This window comes from Synechococcus sp. WC10meta (assembly GCF_047461475.1).
Genome location: NZ_JANSHF010000008.1, coordinates 60,773 through 82,455, shown reverse-complemented (window position 1 = coordinate 82,455; position 21,683 = coordinate 60,773). Strand labels below are relative to the sequence as shown.

General features: G+C 61.1%; 19 protein-coding genes and 1 tRNA gene. 9 read left to right on the top strand and 11 right to left on the bottom strand.

Annotation, left to right across the window (positions count from 1 at the left end):
* Positions 1-3 precede the first annotated feature (3 nt).
* Together NW804_RS05950 and nusB are read left to right on the top strand one after the other, a co-directional pair.
* On the top strand, positions 4-2,157 hold the full coding sequence (locus tag NW804_RS05950) for an ATP-dependent helicase (protein ID WP_414423100.1): 2,154 nt from the start codon (positions 4-6) through the stop codon (positions 2,155-2,157).
* Between the two features lie 79 nt (positions 2,158-2,236).
* On the top strand, positions 2,237-3,067 hold the full coding sequence (gene nusB / locus NW804_RS05945) for a transcription antitermination factor NusB (RefSeq protein WP_414420327.1): 831 nt from the start codon (positions 2,237-2,239) through the stop codon (positions 3,065-3,067).
* 73 nt (positions 3,068-3,140) lie between these two features.
* On the opposite strand, the gene cysE is transcribed toward nusB, so the two are convergent.
* The gene (gene cysE, locus NW804_RS05940) at positions 3,141-3,920 is read right to left on the bottom strand and encodes a serine O-acetyltransferase (RefSeq protein WP_414405409.1); all 780 of its coding nucleotides are present in this window, start codon (positions 3,918-3,920) and stop codon (positions 3,141-3,143) included.
* Positions 3,921-4,364: 444 nt separating this feature from the next.
* Here cysE and grxD point away from each other — a divergent pair, with 444 nt between their 5' ends.
* The 3 genes from grxD to NW804_RS05925 are packed head-to-tail and all read left to right on the top strand — an operon-like array spanning position 4,365 to position 5,407.
* On the top strand, positions 4,365-4,700 hold the full coding sequence (gene grxD / locus NW804_RS05935) for a Grx4 family monothiol glutaredoxin (protein ID WP_414409719.1): 336 nt from the start codon (positions 4,365-4,367) through the stop codon (positions 4,698-4,700).
* A gap of 14 nt (positions 4,701-4,714) precedes the next feature.
* Positions 4,715-5,017 carry a BolA family protein gene (locus NW804_RS05930; RefSeq protein ID WP_414409637.1) on the top strand — a complete coding sequence of 101 codons (303 nt, stop codon included), beginning with the start codon at positions 4,715-4,717 and terminating at the stop codon, positions 5,015-5,017.
* Positions 5,018-5,056: 39 nt separating this feature from the next.
* A complete protein-coding gene (locus NW804_RS05925; protein ID WP_011429463.1) occupies positions 5,057-5,407 on the top strand; it encodes a phage holin family protein in 351 nt (116 codons plus the stop codon).
* 53 nt (positions 5,408-5,460) lie between these two features.
* Here NW804_RS05925 and topA read toward each other — a convergent pair whose 3' ends face one another.
* Positions 5,461-8,121 (bottom strand): type I DNA topoisomerase, encoded by a 2,661-nt coding sequence (topA, locus tag NW804_RS05920; RefSeq protein WP_414423099.1) that lies wholly within the window; start codon positions 8,119-8,121, stop codon positions 5,461-5,463.
* A gap of 192 nt (positions 8,122-8,313) precedes the next feature.
* Here topA and NW804_RS05915 point away from each other — a divergent pair, with 192 nt between their 5' ends.
* From NW804_RS05915 to NW804_RS05905, 3 genes are all read left to right on the top strand, one after another.
* Positions 8,314-8,739: a VOC family protein gene (locus NW804_RS05915; protein ID WP_414409634.1), complete on the top strand. Its 426-nt coding sequence runs from the start codon at positions 8,314-8,316 to the stop codon at positions 8,737-8,739.
* Positions 8,740-8,916: 177 nt separating this feature from the next.
* Positions 8,917-9,069: a photosystem II protein Y gene (locus NW804_RS05910; protein ID WP_414393370.1), complete on the top strand. Its 153-nt coding sequence runs from the start codon at positions 8,917-8,919 to the stop codon at positions 9,067-9,069.
* A 29-nt stretch (positions 9,070-9,098) separates the two neighbouring features.
* The gene (locus NW804_RS05905) at positions 9,099-10,223 is read left to right on the top strand and encodes an NAD(P)/FAD-dependent oxidoreductase (protein ID WP_414423098.1); all 1,125 of its coding nucleotides are present in this window, start codon (positions 9,099-9,101) and stop codon (positions 10,221-10,223) included.
* Here the strand turns inward: NW804_RS05905 and NW804_RS05900 are convergent.
* The 9 genes from NW804_RS05900 to NW804_RS05860 form a co-directional block, all read right to left on the bottom strand.
* Positions 10,220-11,374 carry an FAD-binding oxidoreductase gene (locus NW804_RS05900; protein WP_414423097.1) on the bottom strand — a complete coding sequence of 385 codons (1,155 nt, stop codon included), beginning with the start codon at positions 11,372-11,374 and terminating at the stop codon, positions 10,220-10,222. The genes NW804_RS05905 and NW804_RS05900 overlap by 4 nt on opposite strands.
* Before the next feature lie 34 nt (positions 11,375-11,408).
* Positions 11,409-12,821 (bottom strand): cytochrome c biogenesis protein, encoded by a 1,413-nt coding sequence (locus tag NW804_RS05895; protein ID WP_414423096.1) that lies wholly within the window; start codon positions 12,819-12,821, stop codon positions 11,409-11,411.
* A gap of 10 nt (positions 12,822-12,831) precedes the next feature.
* Positions 12,832-13,569: a cytochrome c biogenesis protein CcdA gene (locus tag NW804_RS05890; RefSeq protein WP_414423095.1), complete on the bottom strand. Its 738-nt coding sequence runs from the start codon at positions 13,567-13,569 to the stop codon at positions 12,832-12,834.
* A gap of 108 nt (positions 13,570-13,677) precedes the next feature.
* A complete protein-coding gene (locus NW804_RS05885) occupies positions 13,678-14,196 on the bottom strand; it encodes an inorganic diphosphatase (RefSeq protein WP_414393789.1) in 519 nt (172 codons plus the stop codon).
* A gap of 82 nt (positions 14,197-14,278) precedes the next feature.
* Positions 14,279-14,350 (bottom strand) — tRNA-Asn (locus tag NW804_RS05880).
* Positions 14,351-14,397: 47 nt separating this feature from the next.
* Positions 14,398-16,227: a proline--tRNA ligase gene (locus tag NW804_RS05875; RefSeq protein WP_414423094.1), complete on the bottom strand. Its 1,830-nt coding sequence runs from the start codon at positions 16,225-16,227 to the stop codon at positions 14,398-14,400.
* A 77-nt stretch (positions 16,228-16,304) separates the two neighbouring features.
* A complete protein-coding gene (gene infB / locus NW804_RS05870) occupies positions 16,305-19,313 on the bottom strand; it encodes a translation initiation factor IF-2 (protein WP_414423093.1) in 3,009 nt (1,002 codons plus the stop codon).
* Between the two features lie 300 nt (positions 19,314-19,613).
* On the bottom strand, positions 19,614-19,934 hold the full coding sequence (locus tag NW804_RS05865; RefSeq protein ID WP_414393383.1) for a YlxR family protein: 321 nt from the start codon (positions 19,932-19,934) through the stop codon (positions 19,614-19,616).
* A 33-nt stretch (positions 19,935-19,967) separates the two neighbouring features.
* Entirely contained in the window at positions 19,968-21,002 is a 1,035-nt protein-coding gene (locus NW804_RS05860; protein ID WP_414423092.1) for an HD domain-containing phosphohydrolase, read from the bottom strand.
* A gap of 243 nt (positions 21,003-21,245) precedes the next feature.
* Between NW804_RS05860 and NW804_RS05855 the strand changes: the two genes are divergently transcribed.
* Positions 21,246-21,644: a DUF4346 domain-containing protein gene (locus NW804_RS05855; RefSeq protein ID WP_414405420.1), complete on the top strand. Its 399-nt coding sequence runs from the start codon at positions 21,246-21,248 to the stop codon at positions 21,642-21,644.
* The last annotated feature ends 39 nt before the right edge of the window (positions 21,645-21,683 follow it).

The window sequence follows — 21,683 nt, the reverse complement described above, 5'->3', positions numbered from 1 at the left end:
GGCGTGGCAGCTTCTCCTTTCCCCCAGCTCATCCTGCGCCCGGAGCAGCAACAGGTCTTGGCCTATCAATCGGGGCAGCTGGGGATTGCTGCTGTTCCGGGAAGCGGCAAGACGTTTATCCTGGAGCTGCTAATTGTCGATCTCATCCTCAAGCGCGGCGTCCCACCGGAGCGCATCGGGGTGTTTACCTACATGCGTTCGGCTCGGGTTAACTTGCTGCGCCGTATCAACCAACGCCTACAGGAGGCGGGCTACCCAGATCGCTTTACCCAAGCCTTTACCTTGCATTCGCTGGCACTGCGGGTGTTGCGGGAGGCCCCAGGCCCTTGGGAAGAGCTGTCCATCTTGGAGGGGTATGAGCAGGAGCGCCTCCTCACCCGCCTTTGCCGCGCCTGGCTCAACTCCCACACCCACCTCTGGGAGCCCTTGATCCCTACGGATGAGAATTTCCCCCAAAAGGTAGCCCAAAACCGGCGGCGGTTCCGGCGCAGCTTCCAGGAGATGGTGCAGGCGGTAATTAGCACGGCCAAGAATCTCCGCCTAGGGCCGGAGGCGCTCCCTCGCGAGGGCTACCTAGGCTGGGCGGCTCCTGTGTACGATGCCTACCAAGCGGAGCTGCGCCGCCGCGGCCAGCTGGACTACGACGACCTGGGCTGGCAGGCCATGGATCTGCTGGAGCGCGACGCGGAGCTGCGGCAGCAGGTGCAAAGCTGGTACGACTACCTGTTCGAGGACGAGGCCCAGGACAGCTCCCCCCTGCAGGAAGAGCTGCTGCGGCTGCTCAGCCAGCGCACGGGCAACCTGGTGCGGGTAGGGGATCCCAACCAGAGCATCATGGGCACCTTCACCACGGCTGAGCCACGGCTGTTTCGCGCCTTTTGTCAGGCCAGCCCCCAGATCATCTCCCTGCAGGAGTCCAGCCGCAGCGCTCCCCAGATCCTGGAGCTAGCCAACCGTCTGGTGGACTGGGTTACTCGGGAACACCCAATCCCAGCCCTGCGCACTGCCCTGGCCCCCCAGCCCATTCGCCCAGCCAGTGCCGGCAGCCCAAATCCCCCAGCCAGCGAAGGACAGGTGGAGTTTCGCTGCGTCAGCGGCACCCCCGAGCGGGAGCTGCAGGAGGTGGCCCAGTGGGCTCTGGCAGCCGCCCAAACCTTCCCCGACCAGACAGTGGCTATTCTGGTGACCACCAACGAGCTGGGGGGCAAGGCCCTCGACTACCTGCGGGAAATGGGAGGGGAGCGGGTTGTCGACCTGTTGCGGGGCAGCCCCAGCCAGCGACGGGTGCTGCTGCAGCTCAAGGGGGTAATTGACTGGTTGGCCGAGCCCACTTCCTCTGCTCGGCTGGCTGCGGCAGTGGATCGCCTGGCCGATTGGGCCGGGATCTCGCGAACTGAGCTGGAGCCAATGCTGGGCTGGATCCGCGCCTCGCTGCCGGAGCGGCTGCTCTTTCCCCAGTTTGATCCAGCCCCCGTGCTGCCTGAGAGCCCCTCTTGGCAGAGCTTGGGCCGCTTGCTGCGCACCCTGGCCAGTTGGCTGCGGGCCGGGCGGTCTCCCTGGCCGGAGGTGCTGAATGTCATTGTCCAAAGCCTCTACCGCAAGCCGGAAGAGCTGTTTGTGGGCTGCTATGTCCTTAGCCAGCTGGAGCAGGTGCTGGGATCCCTGCCCGAGACCGATTGGCAAGAAGTTGCCCAGGAGTTTCAGGTAATTCTGGATCGCCGCCTCCACAACCTGCCCTCGGAGATCTTGGCCTTCAACCCCGAGCCGGGCACGATCACGGTTGCCACTCTGCACCGGGCCAAGGGTTTGGAGTGGGATCAGGTTTTCATCCCCCAGGTGTCGGCCTACGAGTTTCCTACCCACTACGAGGAGCGACCGGTGGGGCTGAGGTTTTTGGAAGACGTCGATATGAAGGCAGAAGCCCTAGCCCAGTTGCGGCAGCTCAGCCCCAGAAGCTACTGGGATCTGCAGGCCAACTCTCCTACCGAACAGGCCTTTTTGGACTTGGCTGCCGAGCGGTTGCGGCTGCTGTATGTGGGCATCACCCGCAGCAAACGGCGGCTGACCCTCTCGGTCTCTACCCAATCTTCCTATGGCAAAGAGCAGAGCCCAGCTTTGGCCTTTCGCGTGCTCAGGCACAGTTTCGGGCTCAATTAGCCCCAGTCCAGCCCTCCCACGGCCTGCTAACATAGCTAAGCCCACGGGGGCAGTCGTTACAGGCCATGGGTGTTTTGCCATGCAACCTCGGCGTGTTGCCCGCGAACTGGCCTTGCTGGGGGTCAGCCAACTGCCGACCACGGCGGCCAAACTCAGCGAAAAACAATTGGAAGATTTGCTGTTGGCAGCTATCCGCACCTTGCAGGAAGAAACCCATGAAACCCTTGCAACCGCAGCAGCGGAGATCCAGCGCAGCGACCGCCTGTTGCAGGAGAGCGATCCCCTGTTGTTGGCCGTTTCTGAGGCGAAGGAGGAGAGCGGATCCCGTTCCCTGGCTCTCCGTCTTCAGCAGGCCCAGCGGCAGCTGCAGCGTCTGGAAAGGGCTTTGCAGGAGGTCGCTGTGCCAAAGGAGTTGCCGGAGCTGGTCTACCAGGCCCAGGTGGCCCTCGGCAACGCGGGTCAAGCCCTAGAGCACCTGGAGCAGCGGCTGCAGAGCGTCCGCCACATTCTGGAGGAAGTTGTTCAGTTGTCCCAAAAGGCCGTCAACCGCCTGGGGGCTGCCCTCTCCATGCCGGAGCTGTTGCACATTGTCCAAGCGCCGGAGGTGCGCGCCTATGCCCTGCAACTGTTGACTGCCCTGCACACCCACAAGGAAGCTATCGATGCGCGCCTGCAGGGGGTCTTGGTGGGCTGGCAACTGCAGCGGGTGGGGCGGATCGAGCGCGATATCCTGCGCCTGGCGGTGGTGGAGATGGAAATACTGGCCAGCAGCCCCGTTAAGGTCGCCATCAACGAAGCTGTAGAGTTGGCCAAAAAGTATGGGGATCCGGAGGCTGCCGCTTTCGTCAACGGCGTGCTGCGACGAGTGGTGGACAGCCAGGAGGCACTTGCTGACAGTTCCCCCGGCTAAAGCCGGGATCCCAAGATCTGCCTTGGACAATGGCAGGGGATCCCCCCCAAGAAACCTCTTGCACGGCTGCTGCTTATTCGCCTCTAACCTGTTCTTGCCGGGCCTGCTCCCGCTCTTGCTTGAGGTGGGCTACCTCGGCTTCCAGCTCTTGAATGCGGTGCAGCAACTGCTCAATTGCCCGTCCTACCGGGTCGGGCATGAGGTGGTGGTCGAGGTCAATGCCGTGGGCGGGGATGCGGCGCTGATGGGGTGGGAGGACTGCCCGGCCTGGGATCCCAACCACCGTCATCCCAGGGGGCACATCGTGAATCACGACGGCGTTGGCTCCAATGCGGGCTCTAGCGCCAATGCGGACTGGGCCAAGGATTTTCGCTCCTGTGCCTACGATTACCCCGTCTTCCAGGGTAGGATGCCGTTTGCCCTTTGTCCAAGAGGTGCCCCCCAAGGTAACGCCGTGATAGATGGTAACATCGTCGCCAATTTCCGCAGTCTCGCCGATGACCACGCCGCAGCCATGGTCGATGAAAAAGCGCCGTCCAATCCGGGCTGCTGGGTGAATTTCAATCAAGGTGAGGGAGCGGGAAATAGAACTAATCAACCGGGCCAGCAAGAAGCAGCGCCGCTGCCACAGCCAATGGGCGATGCGGTGCAGAAACAAAGCGTGGACGCCTGGGTAGGTGAGGAGGACCTCCCAGCGGTTGCGAGCTGCCGGATCCCGCTCAAAGACACAGTCGACATCTTCCCAAAATTGCTGCCAGAACCCCAGCTTTGGCTTTGGCTGGCTGGAGGGGGGAGCCTCACCTCTGTCTAGTTGGGAGCTTTCTGCCGCCGACTGCTTGGCCTCAGTCAGCATGAACGGTCTCCGATAGGGAACCTCCACTTCTCCCCTTCTAGCACTTTTTGTTGCCAGTGGGAGGGATCCCTGGCAGCCTACACCTGTTGACCAAGAAAACTGGGTTCAAGCCCCGCCCTTAAGGCCTCCGGCCCGAAGAGCGCGAGAGGGCGGCTTTTGCTAGAATGCGAGAACTGCTCCACCCATTCATAGGAGGGTGCAGCGCACGGCTAAACGTATCTGGGCTTAGGCCCAGTAGTTGGGGCTATGGCATCCCCCATAGGGTTGAGGTTTAAGCCTCATGCTCTTTCGCCTACGGCGGCGCGGAGCGCTTTGTAGCTCAGCCAGTAGGAGGCATCCTGCTGTCTGAGAAAGAATCCCTGCCCTTTAGGGCAGGGAGAATGTCAAGCCACCTAGAAGTGAACGAAAATGAGATCACGGCTAGTGCTTAACTTGCAGGCGGCTATGCTAGACCCTCTTTTGGAAGAGAAAATCCGCGAGCAAATTCGCACCCACAAGGTGCTGATTTACATGAAGGGCACCCCGGAAATGCCCATGTGTGGGTTTTCCTACACAGCTGTGCGCATTTTGGACAGCTTGGGCTTCCCCTACACAGCTATTAACGTGCTCGAGGATCCGGAAATTCGGCAAGGGATCAAAGAGTTTTCCAACTGGCCAACCTTCCCACAAATCTATATCAACGGGGAGTTCATTGGCGGCTGTGACATTCTCCAGGAGATGCATGCCCGCAACGAGCTGCGCCCCCTGGTGGAAGCCGCCTTTGCCAAGGCTGATCCTTAACCTTGAGGGATCCCATGCTCACCTTGGATGGCCTGCGGCAGCTCCTGGCTGAAAAGCTGCAAGCTCTCTACGTCCACGTGGAGGACGAGTCGCACCGCCATGCTGGCCATAGGGGACGGCACCAGGGAGCGGGAGGACACTACCGCGTACAGGTGGTGTCGCCTCTTTTTACTGGCAAAACGCTTTTGCAGCGCCATCGCCTAGTGTACGCCGCCCTAGCCGAGCAGATGGGGCAGAGCATCCATGCCTTGGCCCTGCAAACGTACAGTCCCGAGGAGCTGCCGGCCTCCGAGATGTCTCACATTGAAATAGCATAGAGGGCGAAACGGCTACCCCAGCGAGGGAAGGGAGAAGGTATGGCAGCTCTTTTAGCCACCTGGCTGATGTCGGCCTTGAGCGTGATGATCTTGGCTTGGCTTTTGCCTGGGATCCACGTCTCCGGGTTTGGAGGCGCCTTGGTAGCGGCGCTAGCCATTGGTTTGGTGAATAGCTTGGTGAAGCCACTCCTGCAGTTGATTACCCTACCGCTTACGATCTTCACTTTTGGTCTGTTTTCCCTAATTTTGAACGCCATTTGCTTGCTCATTGCCGACAAGCTTGCCGGTGACGCCTTCAAGGTTGACAACTTCGGCTGGGCACTGGTTGGGGCAATTGCCCTCTCCATCATTAGCAGCTTGGTTCGGAGCATTTTTGAACAAGCTGCTTAGTTTCCTTGCAGAACAAGCCGAGTTAGCCAGCAAGTTGCCCCTACCCCCACCGCTCAAGCCCGAGCTTTGGAGACAGCCTCCAGCAGGGTGGGATGGGATTGTTGCTTCTGGGGAGCAGCTTCAGCCTTCTTGGCCCGCTTGGCCGCCGCTGGTCGGCTGGCTTTTGCCTGGCCCTTGCCCTCTTTTTCCGCCAGCAGTTCCAGAGCCATCTCCAGGGTCACGGCTGCAGGGGAGAGATCTTTGGGCAGCGAGGCGTTGACTTTGCCGTGCTTGACGTAGAGCCCATAGGGGCCGTCGTGGAGAGTTACGGGCTTGCCATCCTCGGGGTGGGATCCCAGCTCGCCTAGGGGTTTGGCCGAGGCGCGACTGCGGCTCTTTTTGGGCTGGGCCAACAGCTCCAGGGCCCGCTCCAAGCTAATGGTCAGGACATTCTCATCGGGGGGCAGCGAGCGAAACTCCCCGTCGCAAGCCACGTAGGGGCCGAAGCGGCCAATACCGGCCTGCACCTTTTTCCCCGATTTGGGGTGTTCGCCCAACGTACGGGGTAGGCTGAGCAACCCCAGGGCAATCTCTGGAGTGACGTCCTCCGGCTTTAGCCCTTTGGGCAGGGAGACGCGCTTAGGCTTTTGGTTTTCCTCAGAAATTTCCCCCAACTGGACATAGGGTCCGTAGGGGCCCTGCGGGATCACGTAGATTGGCTCTTGGGTCTCTGGGTGGAAGGCGATGGGCTTGGGGCCTTCCTGCTTGCGCCGGATAAGCTCCTCGATGTGTTCAAGGGTCAAGTCGGCAGGGGGAATATCCTCAGGTAGGTTGGCACGTACCTCTCCTGCTTCGGTTTCGACCACCACATAGGGTCCGTAGGGGCCAATACCAATCTTGGCGGGCAGGTTTTCTAGGTGAATGGAGCGAGCCAGGTTGGGGTCAATTTCTAGCTCCCGTGCCTTCACTTGCCCCTCAAGGCCCTGCTCACCCAGGAAGAAGTGGCGCAAATAGGGCAGCCACTCTGCCTGGCCAGAGGCGATGTCGTCCAGGGTTTGCTCCATCTCGGCAGTGAAGTGGACGTTGACGAGGTTGGGGAAGTATTTTTCCAGCAGCTCGGTAACGGCAAAGGCCGTGTAGGTGGGCACAAGGGCGCTTCCCATCAACCTCACGTAGCCCCGACTCTGGATGGTACTCAGGATGGTGGCATAGGTGCTGGGCCGGCCAATCCCCTCCTTTTCCAACACCTTCACCAGGGAGGCTTCGGTGTAGCGGGGCGGAGGTTGGGTTTCATGAACCACCGGCTCCAGCCGCAGGCAGTCCACTTGCTCCCCTACCTGCAGCAGGGGCAGGTGCACCTCTTGATCTTCCAAAGCCGCCTCTGGGTCGTCGGATCCCTCTACGTAGGCGCGGAAGAAGCCGGGGAAGTCAATGCGCTTGCCGCTGGCCCGGAAAACCGCCTCGTCGACCGTAATGAGCACAACCGTGTGGGTTTGCCGCGCCTCAGCCATTTGACTAGCGACGGTACGCTTCCAGATGAGGTCGTAGAGGGCCAGCTCCTGCCCCGTGAGCGGGGTTTGGCTGGGCAGGCGAAACTCCGAGCCAGCAGGGCGAATGGCCTCGTGGGCTTCTTGGGCCCCTTTGGTTGTAGTGGTGTACTGCCGCGGCTCAGGGCTGAGGTACTCCCTGCCGTACATCGCCTCCACGCAGGCGCGGGCAGCACGGATGGCCTGCTCTGACAAATGCACCGAGTCGGTGCGCATGTAGGTGATGTAGCCCTCCTCGTAGAGCTTTTGGGCAATGCGCATCGTCTGCTGGGCTGACAGGCGCAGCTTGCGGTTGGCCTCTTGTTGCAGCGTGGAGGTGGTGAAGGGAGGGGCGGGCTTGCGGATGGAGGGGCGCTCTTCTACAGAGCTGACCACCCAGACTTTCCCTACTAAGTGCTCTCGCAGGGACTCCGCCTGGGCCTGATCCAAGAGCACTACCTCTCGCCCGGCTATCAGCTGCCCCGTGCTGGGATCGAAGTCTTGTCCACTGGCTAGCCGCTTGCCACCCAGGCTCACCAGCTCTGCCGGGAAAACCGTCGCCGAGCCAGCGCCCTTTGACTGCAGCTCTGCTCGGAGATCCCAGTAGAAGGCTTTCTTGAAGGCCCGCCGCTCCCGCTCCCGATCCACCAAGAGCTTAACCGCCACCGACTGCACCCGCCCGGCTGAGAGTTTGGGGCCAATCTTTTTCCACAGCAGCGGCGACAGAGTGTAGCCCACCAGGCGATCCAGGATGCGGCGGGTCTCTTGGGCCCGCACCAGCTGCTCGTTCACCTCGCGACAATTTTGCAGGGCCTCCTGAATGGCCTCGCGGGTGATTTCGTGGAACACCATGCGGCGGGTAGGCACCTTGGGCTGCAACACCTGTTGCAGGTGCCAACTGATGCTTTCTCCCTCCCGGTCTTCGTCGGTGGCCAGGATCAGCTCATCTGCTTTCTTGAGCGCCTCCTTCAGCTCCTTGACCACCTTTCTTTTGTCTTTGGGGATCACGTAGAGAGGCTCGAAGTTAGCGTGGACATTGACCCCTAGGCGGCTCCACTCTTGGTCTTTCACCTCCTCGGGAATGTCGGCAGCCGACTCGGGCAGATCGCGCACATGCCCCATTGAGGCCTGCACCTCATAGTCGGCGGGCAAGAAGCTGCGGATGGTACGAGCTTTGGTAGGAGATTCAACAATGACCAGCTTGGGCATGATGAGGTCTAAAAAGACTGACTGCAGCTATCGCGCCCCCCACTTTTGGCGGGCTAGGGCGTGCTGTAAGAGTTGCTCAAGAATCAGGGACTCTTCTCTGGAGCGTAGCAAGTCTGCCTGCGCTTGACTAGGCAGCTTTCGCTAGGCCTCCTCCTAAGACTCCAGTTTCCAGATCTGGGGACACTCCTGACCATGCACCACTTTTCGATTCGCACTGCCGATATCTTCCGCTCCATGGCCTTCTACGAGAGGCTGGGCTTTAAGGTGGAAGAACGGTTCACTGCCGGGATCACTTTGGCCTGCTGGATGCGCGGTCCCTGGGGCCGCCTGGAGCTGATTCAGGTACCCCAGCCTCACCCTGCCCCCGATCCCTTTGGGGATCCCCACTATGTGGGCTACTACCACCCCTCTTTTGAGGTGGGCCCCGAATGGGGATCCCTGGCCACCTACCTAGAGCATTTACAAGCGCAAGGGCCCCTAACCGTGGTGTTGCCGCCTCAATGCCAGAAAATTGGGTCTCAAACCTACGAGGTGGCTTTCATTGCCGATCCCGATGGCCTGCCGATCGAGCTTATCCGTCTGCAGGGATCCCTAGCGTCAAAAGCGGAGCCGGCTTAACCAAGGCTGCCGCCAGCTAAGGCCCAGGGCCCAAGGAGCGCAAGCAGGCTTCAGCGCCATAGAGGAGGTGTTGCCCAGCGCACCCTTGAAAGCATCCCCGCCCTTGGGGGCTGGGGGGAACGTCAATTGGGTTTATCCTGGACGTAGGTTGTGTTGCCCTTGGAGAGGATAAGGCTTATGGAGATGGATCTCCGTCCCCTGCTCATTCTGGCTCCTGTTGTTTTAGCTGTAAGCTGGGCCGCTTACAACATCATCAAGGCTGCCATCAAGGGGGAAGCCAAGCTCTTTGGCGAGAGGGGTAACAACCCCTTTGGCAAGAGCAACAGCTAGGATCCGTTGGCAGCTCCTAGACTCCCTGTATGTCGGACGCAAATCCCCCAGAGGCAGGGCCGTCGCCTGCGCTGGCTGACCGGAAGTCAGCGGATGTCATTGTTGTCGGAGCAGGGGTGGCCGGCTTAACCTGCGCACGGCAACTGTTGCGGGCAGGGCTGCAGGTTCTGGTACTGGAGAAATCGGCAGGCCTTGGCGGGCGCATGGCCACTCGACGGGTTCAGCACGCTGGACAGACAGTGCCCGTAGATCACGGAGCGCAGTACCTGACTGCCGATTCCGATGGCTTCTATCGCTGGGTCAGGGAGCTCCTGGGCCTAGGACTGCTGAGGGAGTGGACTCGTTCCTTGCATCTGCTGGATCAGGAAGGGCTGCACCTAGAAAATGCCAACGACCAGAAGCCGCGCTATGTCTCTCCCCAGGGCATGACGGCGCTGGCTAAGCAGCTAGCTGCTCCCCTAGCGGTTTACACCCAAACTCGGGTAGTGGGCCTCGAGCCCCAGCCAACCAGTTGGCAAGTGCAAGCCGAAGATGGCCAGTGCTACGAGGCTGCGGCCCTGGTGATGGCCATCCCCGCTCCCCAGTTGCTGCCTTTGCTGCGAGGAAAGATTGCTCCTGGGGACAACCTGTTATCCCTTCTGGAATCCGCTGCCTACCAGCCTTGCGTTGCCGTGTTGGCTAGCTACGCCGAAGACACGCCGCTGCCCCCCTGGAAAGGGATCAAGGGTTTGGACGATCCCCTATTGGCTTGGGTGGCCCTAGACAGCAGCAAGCGGCCCCAGCCCCTGCCGCCGCTGGTGGTTTTGCACGGGGGAGCGGAGTGGTCGTCGCTGTATCTCGAGGCCGCGCCTGAGGAGCTGGAAAAGGCCGGTCGAGAGCTGCTGGCCCATGCCGCCCAGCGCTTGGGATCCTGGCTGGCCTCGCCGCAGTGGATCCAGGTTCACCGCTGGCGCTACGCTCTTCCTGGGGAGGCGATAGGTCTAGCCAGCCTTGGCACCTACGTTCCTACGGGTTCCGGCAAGAGACTCCCCCTGGTGTGCGCTGGCGATTGGTGCGCTGGAGGTCGCGTAGAAGGGGCCTGGCTCTCTGGCCAAGATGCTGCTAGAACCTTGCTGGAGATGTTGGGAATGGGAGGGGCGCTCCTAAGCAGTTAGACTAAACGGGGGCCGAAAATTCCAGCCGGGTCAAACTGCTGCTTCAGCCTCTGCATCAAGGTTGCTGTCGGGCCAAAGTTGGGGGCTAGGGCGGTTTTTAGAGCCGGCGGCGCCTCCAAGAGCACAAGAAACCCCCCCGCAGCCTGGAGATGGCGCTGCAGTTGCAGCAGAGATCCCTCCTCAGGCTGAGGGATCCAGGCTCGCCCCAATCCGCAGCCGCGGTGCAGTTGCACCTGGGCGCTAGGGAAAAGGGATTGGAACTGCTCCAGAGTTGCCAGGCTTTGGCTGGGCAAGCAGCCAAACTTGGCCAACACCATCCCCGAACGGGGCAAGGGCAGAGGCGGAGCCCCAGGCCTTACCTCTTGCCAGCTCAATCCCGCAGGAGCTAGCCGCTGCACCAGAGCCGTCTGTTGGGCAACTACCCGCTCCGAGCCGTGGAAGTGGATCCAGAGCTGGGATCCCTCCCCCCTTAGCCAGAGATCCACCCCCGCTGGGCTGACCGGCGCATTCAGCACCTGCCGAGCCAGGACCTCCAAGTCGGCCAGGGCTCCTGTGGCCAGCAAGGTTGCTTGGGCCGCCGGCAAAGGATAGAGCCGCAGGGTTACCTGCGTCAGGATCCCCAAACTGCCCAGGGATCCAGTAAACAACCTCGTCAGGTTGTAACCGGCTACGTTCTTAACCACCCGTCCCCCTGCTTTAGCCACCTCCCCGTCGGCCCGCACCCAGGTGATGCCCAGCACGAGGTCGCCAATGCTGCCGTAGCGCCAGCGCAGCGAGCCCGTATCGGCGGTGGCGATAATGCCGCCCACTGTGGCCCAGTCAGGGTAAAGGGGATCCACCGGCCACCATTGCCCTTGCTCGGCCAGGATCTGCTGCAGCTCCGCCAAGGTCATGCCGGCCTCTACTGTTACGGTCAGGTCGGCAGCCGCATGGTCAATGAGGCGGCGCAGCCCCCGGGTGGAGAGGATGAGATCCACTGTTTCCAGGCAAGGGGCCCATCCCCACTTGCTCCCCTGCCCCAGCGGCAGCACCTTCCGCCCCTGGCACTCCCTGAGGATTTGAGCCAGTTCCGCAACGGTCGAGGGAGTTTGGATGGGGATAGCAGTGGCTTGGCTGGAAAGAAAAGCCGCCAGCGCAGGAGAAAAAGCCATAGTTGCCCCAAGATTTTTTTCGTAGGCAGAGAGCCTAGAGGCTGGCCTCGGCAGGGCGAGATTCTTTCTCCCCAGAAGGGGAGGAGGCAAGCCTTTGCTGCTCCACCAGGCGGGCAAACTCCTGCTCGAAGGTCACTAGGGCGCGGTTGGTTTTGCCCCCTAGGTAGAGTCCTGCCTCCGTCTCCAGGGCCCAAACCTGGCTGTAGCTGAAATAGCTCATCACCACTCCCAGCATCAGCAGCCCAAACCCAAGGTAGACAAGGGGGATCCCTGGATCCGATTTAATCTGCAGGCCGGTTGCACCGATAACCTCATCCAGGTGCAGGGTGAGGCGGTTGGGGAAGCGCTGCGGGGCAACTTCGTCGAGAGCTAGACTCATGCCCTGGCGCAGGGATCCTATCCACTGGCCCTCGGTGTCGTAGAGGAGAGCTGTCCCCTGCAGATCCGGCAGTAACAGCGTCAGGCCCTCGCTAAGATCTGGCCGAGTGGGGATAAAAGCGCCCCAGAGCTTGTTGCCCGCCTGGTTGGGCACCCGCACCACTGGGATCTGGAAGGGGGGGCTGTTGTTGAGGCGGATGCGGATGCTATCGATGCTCCAGTCGGCCTGGTAGAGGGTCACACCCTGGTAGGAGAGGGGATGGTTGACAGAGATGGTCTGGCGTTTGACCTCCTGGCCCCCAGCCAGAATGGAGAGGTCAGAATAAAACTGCTTCACCCGCCCGTCGGGAGCATAGTCAATCCAGAAGCGGTTGACCCGAATCTGCCAGATGGGCAGACGAGCCAGATCCCCTGCGCCGGTGATGTGTTCGATGGCGGCAACCCCGCCGCTGGGAATCAGCTCCTGGGCCTTGAAGCCAGCAAGGCTGCCCCAGATGGCCCCCAACAGGATGAGCAGCAGGCTAGCATGCACCAAGATGGGGCCAAACCGCCCAATCAACCCCTTGCGGGCGTAGAGGCAGGATCCCTCCTGAAACACAGCGTAGCCCCCTTGGCGCAGCCGCTGCGGCAATCCTTGCAGGGATTGCTTGGGCAGATAGGTCCAAAAGGGCAGCCGCTGGAAGGAAGGGGGGCGGGTGAGGTAGCTCCAGCGACGGGCCACCTTGAGCATCGGCCATTGGCGCGTGAGAGAACAGGCAGCCAGGCTGCTGCCAAGTAGGATCAAAAGAGCCAGAAACCAAGGGGTGCGATAGACGTGATCCAGCCCCAGCTTGAGGATCAGCCGCCAGGTGAGAAAGCCAAACAGGGCCGGCTGCTCAGGGTAGTGGGCCCGATAGAAGGCCACCGTTTCCTCTTGCTCGATTACCGTGCCGATGGCACTGAAAACAGCAATTGCCAAGAGAAGGCCAATGGCTAGCCGCAAATCCGCCAGCAGCGGCAGCAGTTCATGGCGCAGATAGCGCCGCAGGGGGGAAAGCCACCGCGCCAGCGGGGCAGAATCCTTGGACATACAAGCTCCCCTAGGTCCAAGCCGAGAGGATGGTGACGGTGCCGAACCCCACCAGCACCAGGCCACTGGCATAGGTAAGCCAGCCCGACCAGCGCCGCAGGGCCAGCAGTTGCTTAATCGCGCCGGTAAACACCCCCGCCAACAGCAGCGGCAAGACCAGCCCTAGGGCGTAGGTCAGCAGTAGCCCACCCCCCACCCAGGGCTGCCCTGTGGTGGAGACCCAGCCTAGCAAGGCCACCAAAACTGGCGTACTGCAGGGAGAGGCTGCTAGACCAAAGGTGGATCCCAGCAACACCGACCGGCCTAGTCTGGGCCACTCGCCAGGGATCTCCAACCCGTTAAACCAACTGGGAAAGCGCAAGGGGACGACCTCCAGCAGGTTCAAGCCCATGAGGATGGCGATCCCGCCCGCTACTAGAGATCTAAAGGGGGTGGTTTGTCCGTAAACCCGGCCTAGCAAGGCGGCTCCCAAGCCCAGCAGGCTGAGGGCCAAAGCCACACCAACGGCAAAGCCCAGGGATTGCACCCAAACCTGCCGGCGCACCTCTCCGGCCGCTGCGGGGGCGCTGGGAGTGTAGCCGCCGATGTAGCCAATGATTACCGGCACCATGGAGAGCATACAGGGGGAAAGGCTGGTAACCAGACCTGCTAGACCCACTGCCAGCAGGCTCAGGGGAGAGAGGTGCTGCAATTGACCTTGAACCAGCTCCGCTGCCCACTGCTCCAGGTGGTAAAGGATATCCGCCATAGAAGAAGCCGTCGCGTCTAAACCTAGGCTAGCTCAAAGAACCTGGAGAACTTGGCGCTGACTGGCCAGCGCCCTCGACGGCAGCTCCAGCTTGGAAAGCCTGGGGAGCTACTTGGGCTGTTGGCAGGCGGCAATGCTGCTGGCGATAACGGCCTCGGTTTCGGCCAGGCCTTTCCAGCCCAGAATCTGGGTTTCTTTCTTCTCCAAGCGCTTGTAGGTGGCAAAAAACTCAGCAATCTCGTCCAGGCGGTGCTGGGCAATATCTTCCAACTTGGTTACGGAAGCGTAGCGAGGATCCTTAGCCGGCACACACAGCAACTTCTCATCCGGCTCCCCCGCGTCGATCATCTGCAGCATGCCCAGCGGGCGCACCGCAATCACACACCCCGGAAAGGTCGGCTGATCCATGATCACCAGGCCATCCAAGGGATCCCCGTCCCCTGCCCGCGTGTTGGGCACAAAGCCGTAGTCGTAGGGGTACTGCACCGAGGAGTAGAGCACCCGGTCTAGGATCATCACGCCCATCTCTTTGTCAAACTCGTACTTGTTCTTACTGCCGCCAGGGATCTCGATCAAAAGGTTGAGCAAGCCTGGCTCTGGTTGGGCAGGGATCCGCGACAGGTCGATCACAGCCAATACCCTCGGAAGACGTGACGAAGAAACAGCCAGAGGGCATTATACCCCCTGGCTTGAGATTTCAGCTAGCAAGCTCCTCGGGCAAGATTCGAACTTGCGACCAATCGGTTAACAGCCGACCGCTCTACCGCTGAGCTACCGAGGATCGAGACATATCCCATCATAGGGAAAAAACCGCTGCAAGGCAACTCCTCAGTCGGGCACCGCTAGAGCAGCAGCAAGGCGCTCTTTCAGGGTAGCCACCACCGCTTCAATGGGAAGATCCACGGCCTGACCGGTGGCCCGTTCCGCCAATTCCACCTTGCCCTGCTTGAGGCTGCGCCCCGTAGTTAGGCGATAGGGGATCCCGATGAGATCGGCATCTTTAAACTTGACGCCGGCTCGCTCATCTCGGTCGTCCCAGAGGGTCTCGATGCCAGCAGCGTCCAGCTCTTGCACCAATTTTTCTGCCACCTGCATCTGCTCCGGGTCAGCAGTGTTGGGCACTACCACCACCACGTGGTAGGGGGCAATGGCCACCGGCCAGATGATGCCGTTGGCGTCGTGGGACTGTTCCACTGCCGCCTGGGCTAGTCGCGATACCCCAATGCCATAGCAGCCCATCCACAGCGGCTGCTCGGCGCCGTGCTCGTCGGCAAAGGTAGCCCGCAGCGGCAGCGAGAACTTGAGGCCCAACTGGAAGATATGGCCAACCTCAATGCCCCTTGCCCCCTGGAGCACCTGGTCAGGGTTGAATAGACAGCGATCTCCTGGTTGGGCTTTGCGCACGTCAACCACCTCCGGCAAGGGGTACTGCTCCCCCCAGTTGGCTCCCACCACGTGTCGCCCCACCTGGTTGCTACCGGTTACAAAGTTCTTCAGCGAGGCTGCTGTCTGGTCAGCTAGGCGCAAAATCTTGGGGGCAAAGTGTTCCTGCGGGCCCAGGCAGCTATCGGGCAGGTCAGGGGCAATGTAGCCCACGGGAACCGGATCCCCTTGCCAGCTTTTTTGGATCTCAGCATCTGCCAAAGTGAGTTTGAGCAGCTTCTTGGCTTGGTAGCGCTCCGCCAGACGGTTGAGGTGGTTGGCCAATTTCACTTCATTGACCTCTTGATCCCCGCGGATGCTTAGTAAAACCACCACCCGCAGGCCGTTGTCGTAAAGGGCCTGGTAGAGCACATTCTTGACGATCAAAGTGGGGGAGATCTTCAAGAAAGCCGCCAGCTTCTCGATGGTTTCCGTTCCCGGCGTATCCAGAACCTGGAAGGCTGTGTAGGGAGACTCGGCTGCCGGCGGCGGAAGGGAGACGGCTTTCTCCACATTGGCAGCATAGGAGCCATCGGGGGTGTAGAGGATCTCGTCTTCCCCGGCAGAAGCCAGCACCATGAACTCCTGGGACATTGCCGAGGGCCCGCCAATGGCGCCCGCATCGGCCTCCACCACGCGAAACTGTAGCCCGCAGCGACGCAGGATGCGGCTGTAGGCGCGGTACATATCCTGGTAGGTCTGGCGCAGGCTCTCTTCAGTGGCGTGGAAGGAGTAGGCGTCTTTCATGAGGAATTCCCGGCCCCGCAGCAAGCCAAAGCGAGGTCGGATCTCGTCGCGGAACTTGGTCTGGATTTGATAGAGGATTTGCGGCAACTGGCGATAGGAGCGGATGAGATCCCGGGCCAGCAGGGTAATCACCTCTTCGTGGGTGGGGCCCAGGGCCAGCTCGCGCCCCTGGCGGTCTTCGAGGGCAAACATGATCCCTTCTGCCTGGGTATACACCTCCCAGCGGCCCGACTCCCGCCAGATCTCCGCTGGCTGCAACTGGGGCAAGAGACACTCCTGGGCCCCAATGGCGTTCATCTCTTCCCGAATGATGTTCGAGATCTTCTGCAGCACCCGCCAGAGCAGGGGCAGATAGGTGTAGATCCCGGAGGAGAGCCGCCGGATAAAGCCGCCTCGCAGCAGCAGCTTGTGGCTGGCCAGCTCTGCTTCGGCAGGATCCTCCCGCAGGGTTACAAACAACATCTGACTCAATCGCTGGCTCCGCTGCATTCCTCCCTTCCCCTTGACAACTGCCTCCACTGTTCTCGAGCAAATCCTCCCGCTGGGAGGGGAGGCCGCCCAAATGACTAGGCAGGCGCTAGGGTCCGCCGCTTGGTAACCATCTGGTAGACCTCGATAATGTCCCCTTCTTGCCAGGCGTCGAACTTCTCGATGGCGATCCCACACTCGAAGCCGGCAGTTACCTCCCGCACGTCGTCCTTGAAGCGTCTGAGAGAGTCGAGGCGCCCCTCGTAGACTACCTCTCCTTTGCGGCGAACCCGCACCAGGGCATTGCGCTGCACTTTGCCGGAGAGCACGTAGCTGCCGGCAACGGTGCCGCGGCTGATGGGGATGACTTTGCGCACTTCCGCCTGGCCCAGCGGCTCTTCTACCTCCTCCGGCTCCAGCAGGCCTTCCATAGCTGCCCGCAGGTCGTCCAGCAGGTTGTAGATGATGTCGTATTCGCGCACATCGACCCCCTTCTCGTCGGCAGCCCGCCGCGCGCCAGGGGCAAAGGTGGTGTTAAAGCCCAAGATAATGGCGTCGCTGGCTGCTGCCAGATCCACGTCAGTCTCGGTGATCTCCCCAGGAGCTGCCAGAAGAACCCGCAGGCGCACCTCCTCTTGCGGCAGATCCTGCAGGGCCGTCTGGATGGCCTCGGCGGATCCCTGGACATCTGTTTTGAGGATCAGGTTCAACTCTTTGAGCTGGCCTTCCTGAGCTTGAGCTGAAATGCTAGCCAGGCTGACGCGGCGAGAGAGCGACGCCTGTTGCAAGCGGCTCTGCCGCAGCGCCTCCGCCCGCTCCTCAGCAATGCGGCGTGCTTCTTTCTCATCGCTGTAGACCTGAAACTCATCCCCTGCCGCCGGCACCTCCTCCAAGCCCAGCAGTTGTACCGCTGAAGAGGGCCCGGCCTCCTGTAGCCGTTGGCCACGGTCGTCCATCATTGCCTTGACGCGGCCAAACACTGCGCCCGCCACCAGCGTATCCCCCACCCGCAGGGTGCCGTTTTGCACCAATAGAGTGGCCACTGGCCCCCGCGCTTTGTCCACGTGGGCCTCGATGACAGTGCCGCGAGCGGGACGATTGGGGTTGGCCTGCAGCTCCGCCACATCCGCTACCAACAGGATCATCTCTAGCAAGGCGTCTAGGTTGCGGCGGGTGAGAGCGCTGACCTGCACCATGGGCGTGTCACCACCCCACTCCTCCGGCACCAGCCCATGCTCTGCCAGCTGTTGCTTGACGCGCTCCGGCTGGCTGCCGGGCTTGTCAATCTTGTTGATGGCCACAATGATGGGCACCTGGGCTGCCCGCGCATGGCTGATGGCCTCCAGCGTCTGCGGCTGCACCCCATCGTCGGCAGCCACCACCAGGACAGCGATGTCAGTAACGCTGGCACCGCGGGCGCGCATGGCCGTGAAGGCCTGGTGGCCAGGAGTATCCAGAAAAACAATGCGCCGCTTTTGGCCCTCAAAGTCTACATCCACGTGGTAGGCGCCAATGCGCTGGGTGATCCCACCTGCTTCTTGCTGGGCCACGTTAGTGTGGCGGATGGCATCGAGCAAAGTGGTTTTGCCGTGATCCACGTGACCCATGATGGTGACCACCGGCGGACGGGGCACCAGGTGGTCAATGTCCTCCAGCTCAAGCATCTCGCTTTTCTTAGCTTTGGGCTCCGTCTCCGGCCGGCGGATCTCATAGCCCAACTCTTTGGCCACCGTCTCAGCCAGCAACTCGTCTAAAACCTGGTTGATGGTTACCTTCACCCCCTTAAAGAAGAGGGTTTTGATGATCTCAGTTTCCGACACCCGCAGGCGCTGGGCTAGTTCCTGCACACTGAGGCTGCCCTCAAGAACCAGAACCTTCTCTTGCGGCGGCAATTCCGCCGTCTCCTCAGGGGGGCTAGTTTTAGCAGAGGTGGATAGCTGCGGGGAGCGCTCAGCAGCTGGCCGAGGGCGCGGGGTTGAAACAGCCGCTGTCGGCGGGCGCTGGGCAGGGGGCTTGGCAGTGGGACGGGGCAAGGGCTGGATGGCGTTTAGCTGCGCTTGCTTGACGGTGGAGATCGCCGTCAGAGAATCCAAATCCAAGCCATCTCCATCTCCTTCCTCGCGTCTGCGTTTGCGCTTGCGCTCGGCCTGGCTGCGGCTGGATCGCCGTTCGAGGGCTTTTAGCTCCTCATCCTCCTCTTCTTCCACCGTCTTGCGCTTGACCTTGGGCGTGGCAGGCCGCCCAGGAGCCTCGACCAGCACGGGAGTGGAGATCCCTTCTGGCAAGGGGGGAGAGGATGCTGACTCGGCGGAAACCGTTTTAGCCGTAGGACGGGTGGGGGGCCCCACCAACTCCAGCCGCCGCTGGGGACGGGGAGCCTCCTCCACTTGGCTGGGGCTGTCTTCCTTTTTGGGAGCTGCTGGCTGGCGCTCGGGAGGACTGGCAGGGCGAACCGGTGGGCCCACAAGCTGGGGACGCGGTTGCTGGGCAGTTGGGGGAGGAGAAGCCTTCGCTTCTGCAGGACCAGGAGCAGGGCTGGGCTCGGAAGCCGCTTGAGGCGACTCAGGCCGTCGTGGAGGGGGGAGCACCGTTGGGCGCTTAGCCGCCGGAGCAGGGCCAGCCTGGGGGCTAGCTGCTTTGGCTACAGCCGGCTCAGGTCGAGCTGGAGGGGGCGTCGGCTGTGGCCTTGTCTCACCCACGCGAGCAACTGGTGGCTGCGGCGGGCTGACTGCAGGAGCCTCTTTTGGCGGAGGGATACGCTCAGGTCGCTGCAGCAGCGTTTTGGGAGGACTGGCTTCACTAGAGGGGGCTGGCTGCTGAGGAGGAGCGGGCCGGCGAATGCCAACAATAGCCTGAGGGCGCTCGCTCGCCTTGGCTTCCGCCGCCGGCTCAGCTGGCGAGCTTCCTTGCGGCTTGCTCCGCGGGCGAGGTGGTTTCACAATAGGGGACTTGCCCAGCTTGCTACGCACCAACTCAGCCTGCTCTAGGGAAATGGTGCTGCTGTGGCTCTTGAAAGGGATCCCCAGCTGCTCACAAACCTCCAGCACCTCGCGATTGTCACGCCCCAGTTCGCGGGCAAGGTCGTACAGTCGAACTTTGTCGGTCATTCCTCTGCTTGCCTCTGCTCCTCTCTCCTTGTCAGTTTTACAGGAGTTGAATCAACCTCAATTAACGGATTGAGACTAAACCTGCTGCAGCATAATTCCAGGGGGAATCTAAGTCCAAAAGGGCCGGGGGGCATAGGCAACTAGGGCAGGAAGCAACACCGACAGTGCCTTTTTAGGATAGCCCTTCTACAGTTCCCAGAAGTTGGCCACGGCCGACCCCCCCCAGCCCCATTCTGACAGCTAAGAGGGGCTACCGTGTAGCTGGAACGGAGTGAACCCGGTACCTTGACCGATTCAGGGCTACTGAGGTTGCTCTGAGACTCGCCCCTCTGGGACTGATGTCTCCTGGAGGCTTTCTGCCTCAGAACTGCGCAGCAATTCCTGCTCCAGCAGTTGCCACAGCGAGTCGGGCACCGGCGCCTTGAGGGCTCTACTCATCTGGTGCCTCCGCCGGGCTGCCTGCAAGCATTCTAGCCGGCGACATAGGTAGGCAGAACGACCCATGCCTCTGCCCAAAAGCACCTGGTGAGTGTCGTATTGCCTAACCAGCCGCCACAACTGGGAGCGGGGAAACAATTGGCGGCAGCCTACACAGCGCCGTAGAGGATCTGCGCCTGCCAAAGGATTTGCCTTGAGGAGCCTACTGGGCCTAGTCTACTTCAACTGGGGCAGCCGTGACTGCAGAAACTCGAAGAAACGCTCCACCAAGTAGGGATCCCGCCAGCCCTTGGCTGTTTCTTCCCGCAGGATGTCCATGGCCTCTTGAACGGTGAAGGCGCGCTTGTAGGGTCGCTCCGAGGTGAGGGCGTCGTAGATATCGACAATCTGGAAGATGCGGGCCACCAGCGGGATCCCTTCTCCCCTGAGGCCATCGGGATAGCCGCTGCCATCCCAGCGCTCGTGGTGGTGGCGGATGAGGGGCAGCACATCTCTCAGGGTGCGCAGCGGGCGGCAGATCTCCTCTCCAATCAAGACATGGGATTTCATCACCTCCCACTCTTCCGGCGTATGCTTGCCCGTTTTGCCCAAAATCGCATCAGGTATACCCACTTTGCCGATATCGTGCAGGTAGCCTCCCCAGGTCAGCACCTTGATTAGAGGACGGGGTAGCTGGAGAAACTCGCCAAAGCTTTTGGCCAGTTGTGCCAGGCGCTCACAGTGATCCCCAGTGATGGGATCCCGGCTTTCCACAATGCGGGCAATGGCAAATAAAGCTTGGGCGGCATGATCCAAGTCTTCGTTCAAATGCTTCTGGTGAACGAGGGAACGCACCCGCGCCAGCAATTCCGCCTCGTCAAAGGGCTTGCCGAGAAAATCATCGGCCCCCGCCTCAATGCCCCGCAGGCGATTTTTGCGGTCGCTAGCGGCTGTCATCAGCACCACCGGGATCAAGCGCGTCTCCCCATTGGCCTTGATGCGCCGGCAGACCTCAAATCCGTCGAGCCCCGGCATCCTTACATCCAACAAAATCAGATCCGGCTGCAGGGTTTGCACCATTTGCAGGGCCTGCTGGCCGTTTTCCGCCTCGCTGACCTGGTAGTTACTGCTCTCCAGCAATTTCCTCAGCAACAGGCAGCTGTCGCGCTGATTGCCCACGATGAGGAGGTGACCAGCTCCCCCTTTCTCCGTTGGAGGGGTTACCTCAGGGATCCCAACCCCCCCAAGCCTCTCAGCTTCAGCCGAGTGCATTTTGGCAAAGACTGTCGCTCGCTCACTGCTTCCACGGTAATCTCACCTTCCACCTGCAAGCATCCGCCTTTTCGCTGAGTTTGCCAAGGCTTTAAGTAACTGCCAATGCTTGAAAAAGCACTGGCAAACCCTAAGACTTCTCCTGAAGCAAGGGATCCCATTCCTCGGCCACAATAGGGATAATGAAGGTAGTCTTGGCTACGTTTTTGGCGCCCGTTCTGCTAGCTTCTTGGCAACTTTACTATGTCGTCTTTTTCCTCTGAGTCTCTGCGGGAGCAGGTGCGCCGCATTGATGACCAGCTTTCCCGCCGGCCCCTGGAGCTAGACCCGGCAGGTTACTTTGTCATCTATGTGGATCGACAGCAGCAGCTCATTTGCGCCAAGTACTACAGCACCGTGATCAATGAACGGGGGCTGGCCACTGACCCGGAGACTGGAGCGGTGATCCCAGCGCGAGGGCCAGTCAATCGCCCGCCGCAGCGGGTGTACGTTGGGCGGACGGCCAAAGAGTTGTGTGTCCAGATCTTTGAAAAGGAAAGCGAGAAGGTAGTCTCCCAGCTTAGCCACGCTGCCTACCTGGGGCGGGAGTTCCAGAAGGCAGAGGCGGCCCTCATCTCCGGCGAAGAGTACGTGCAGGACTAGGGGCAAGCTCGCTGCAGGGGAGCAGCTTGTGGCAGAATC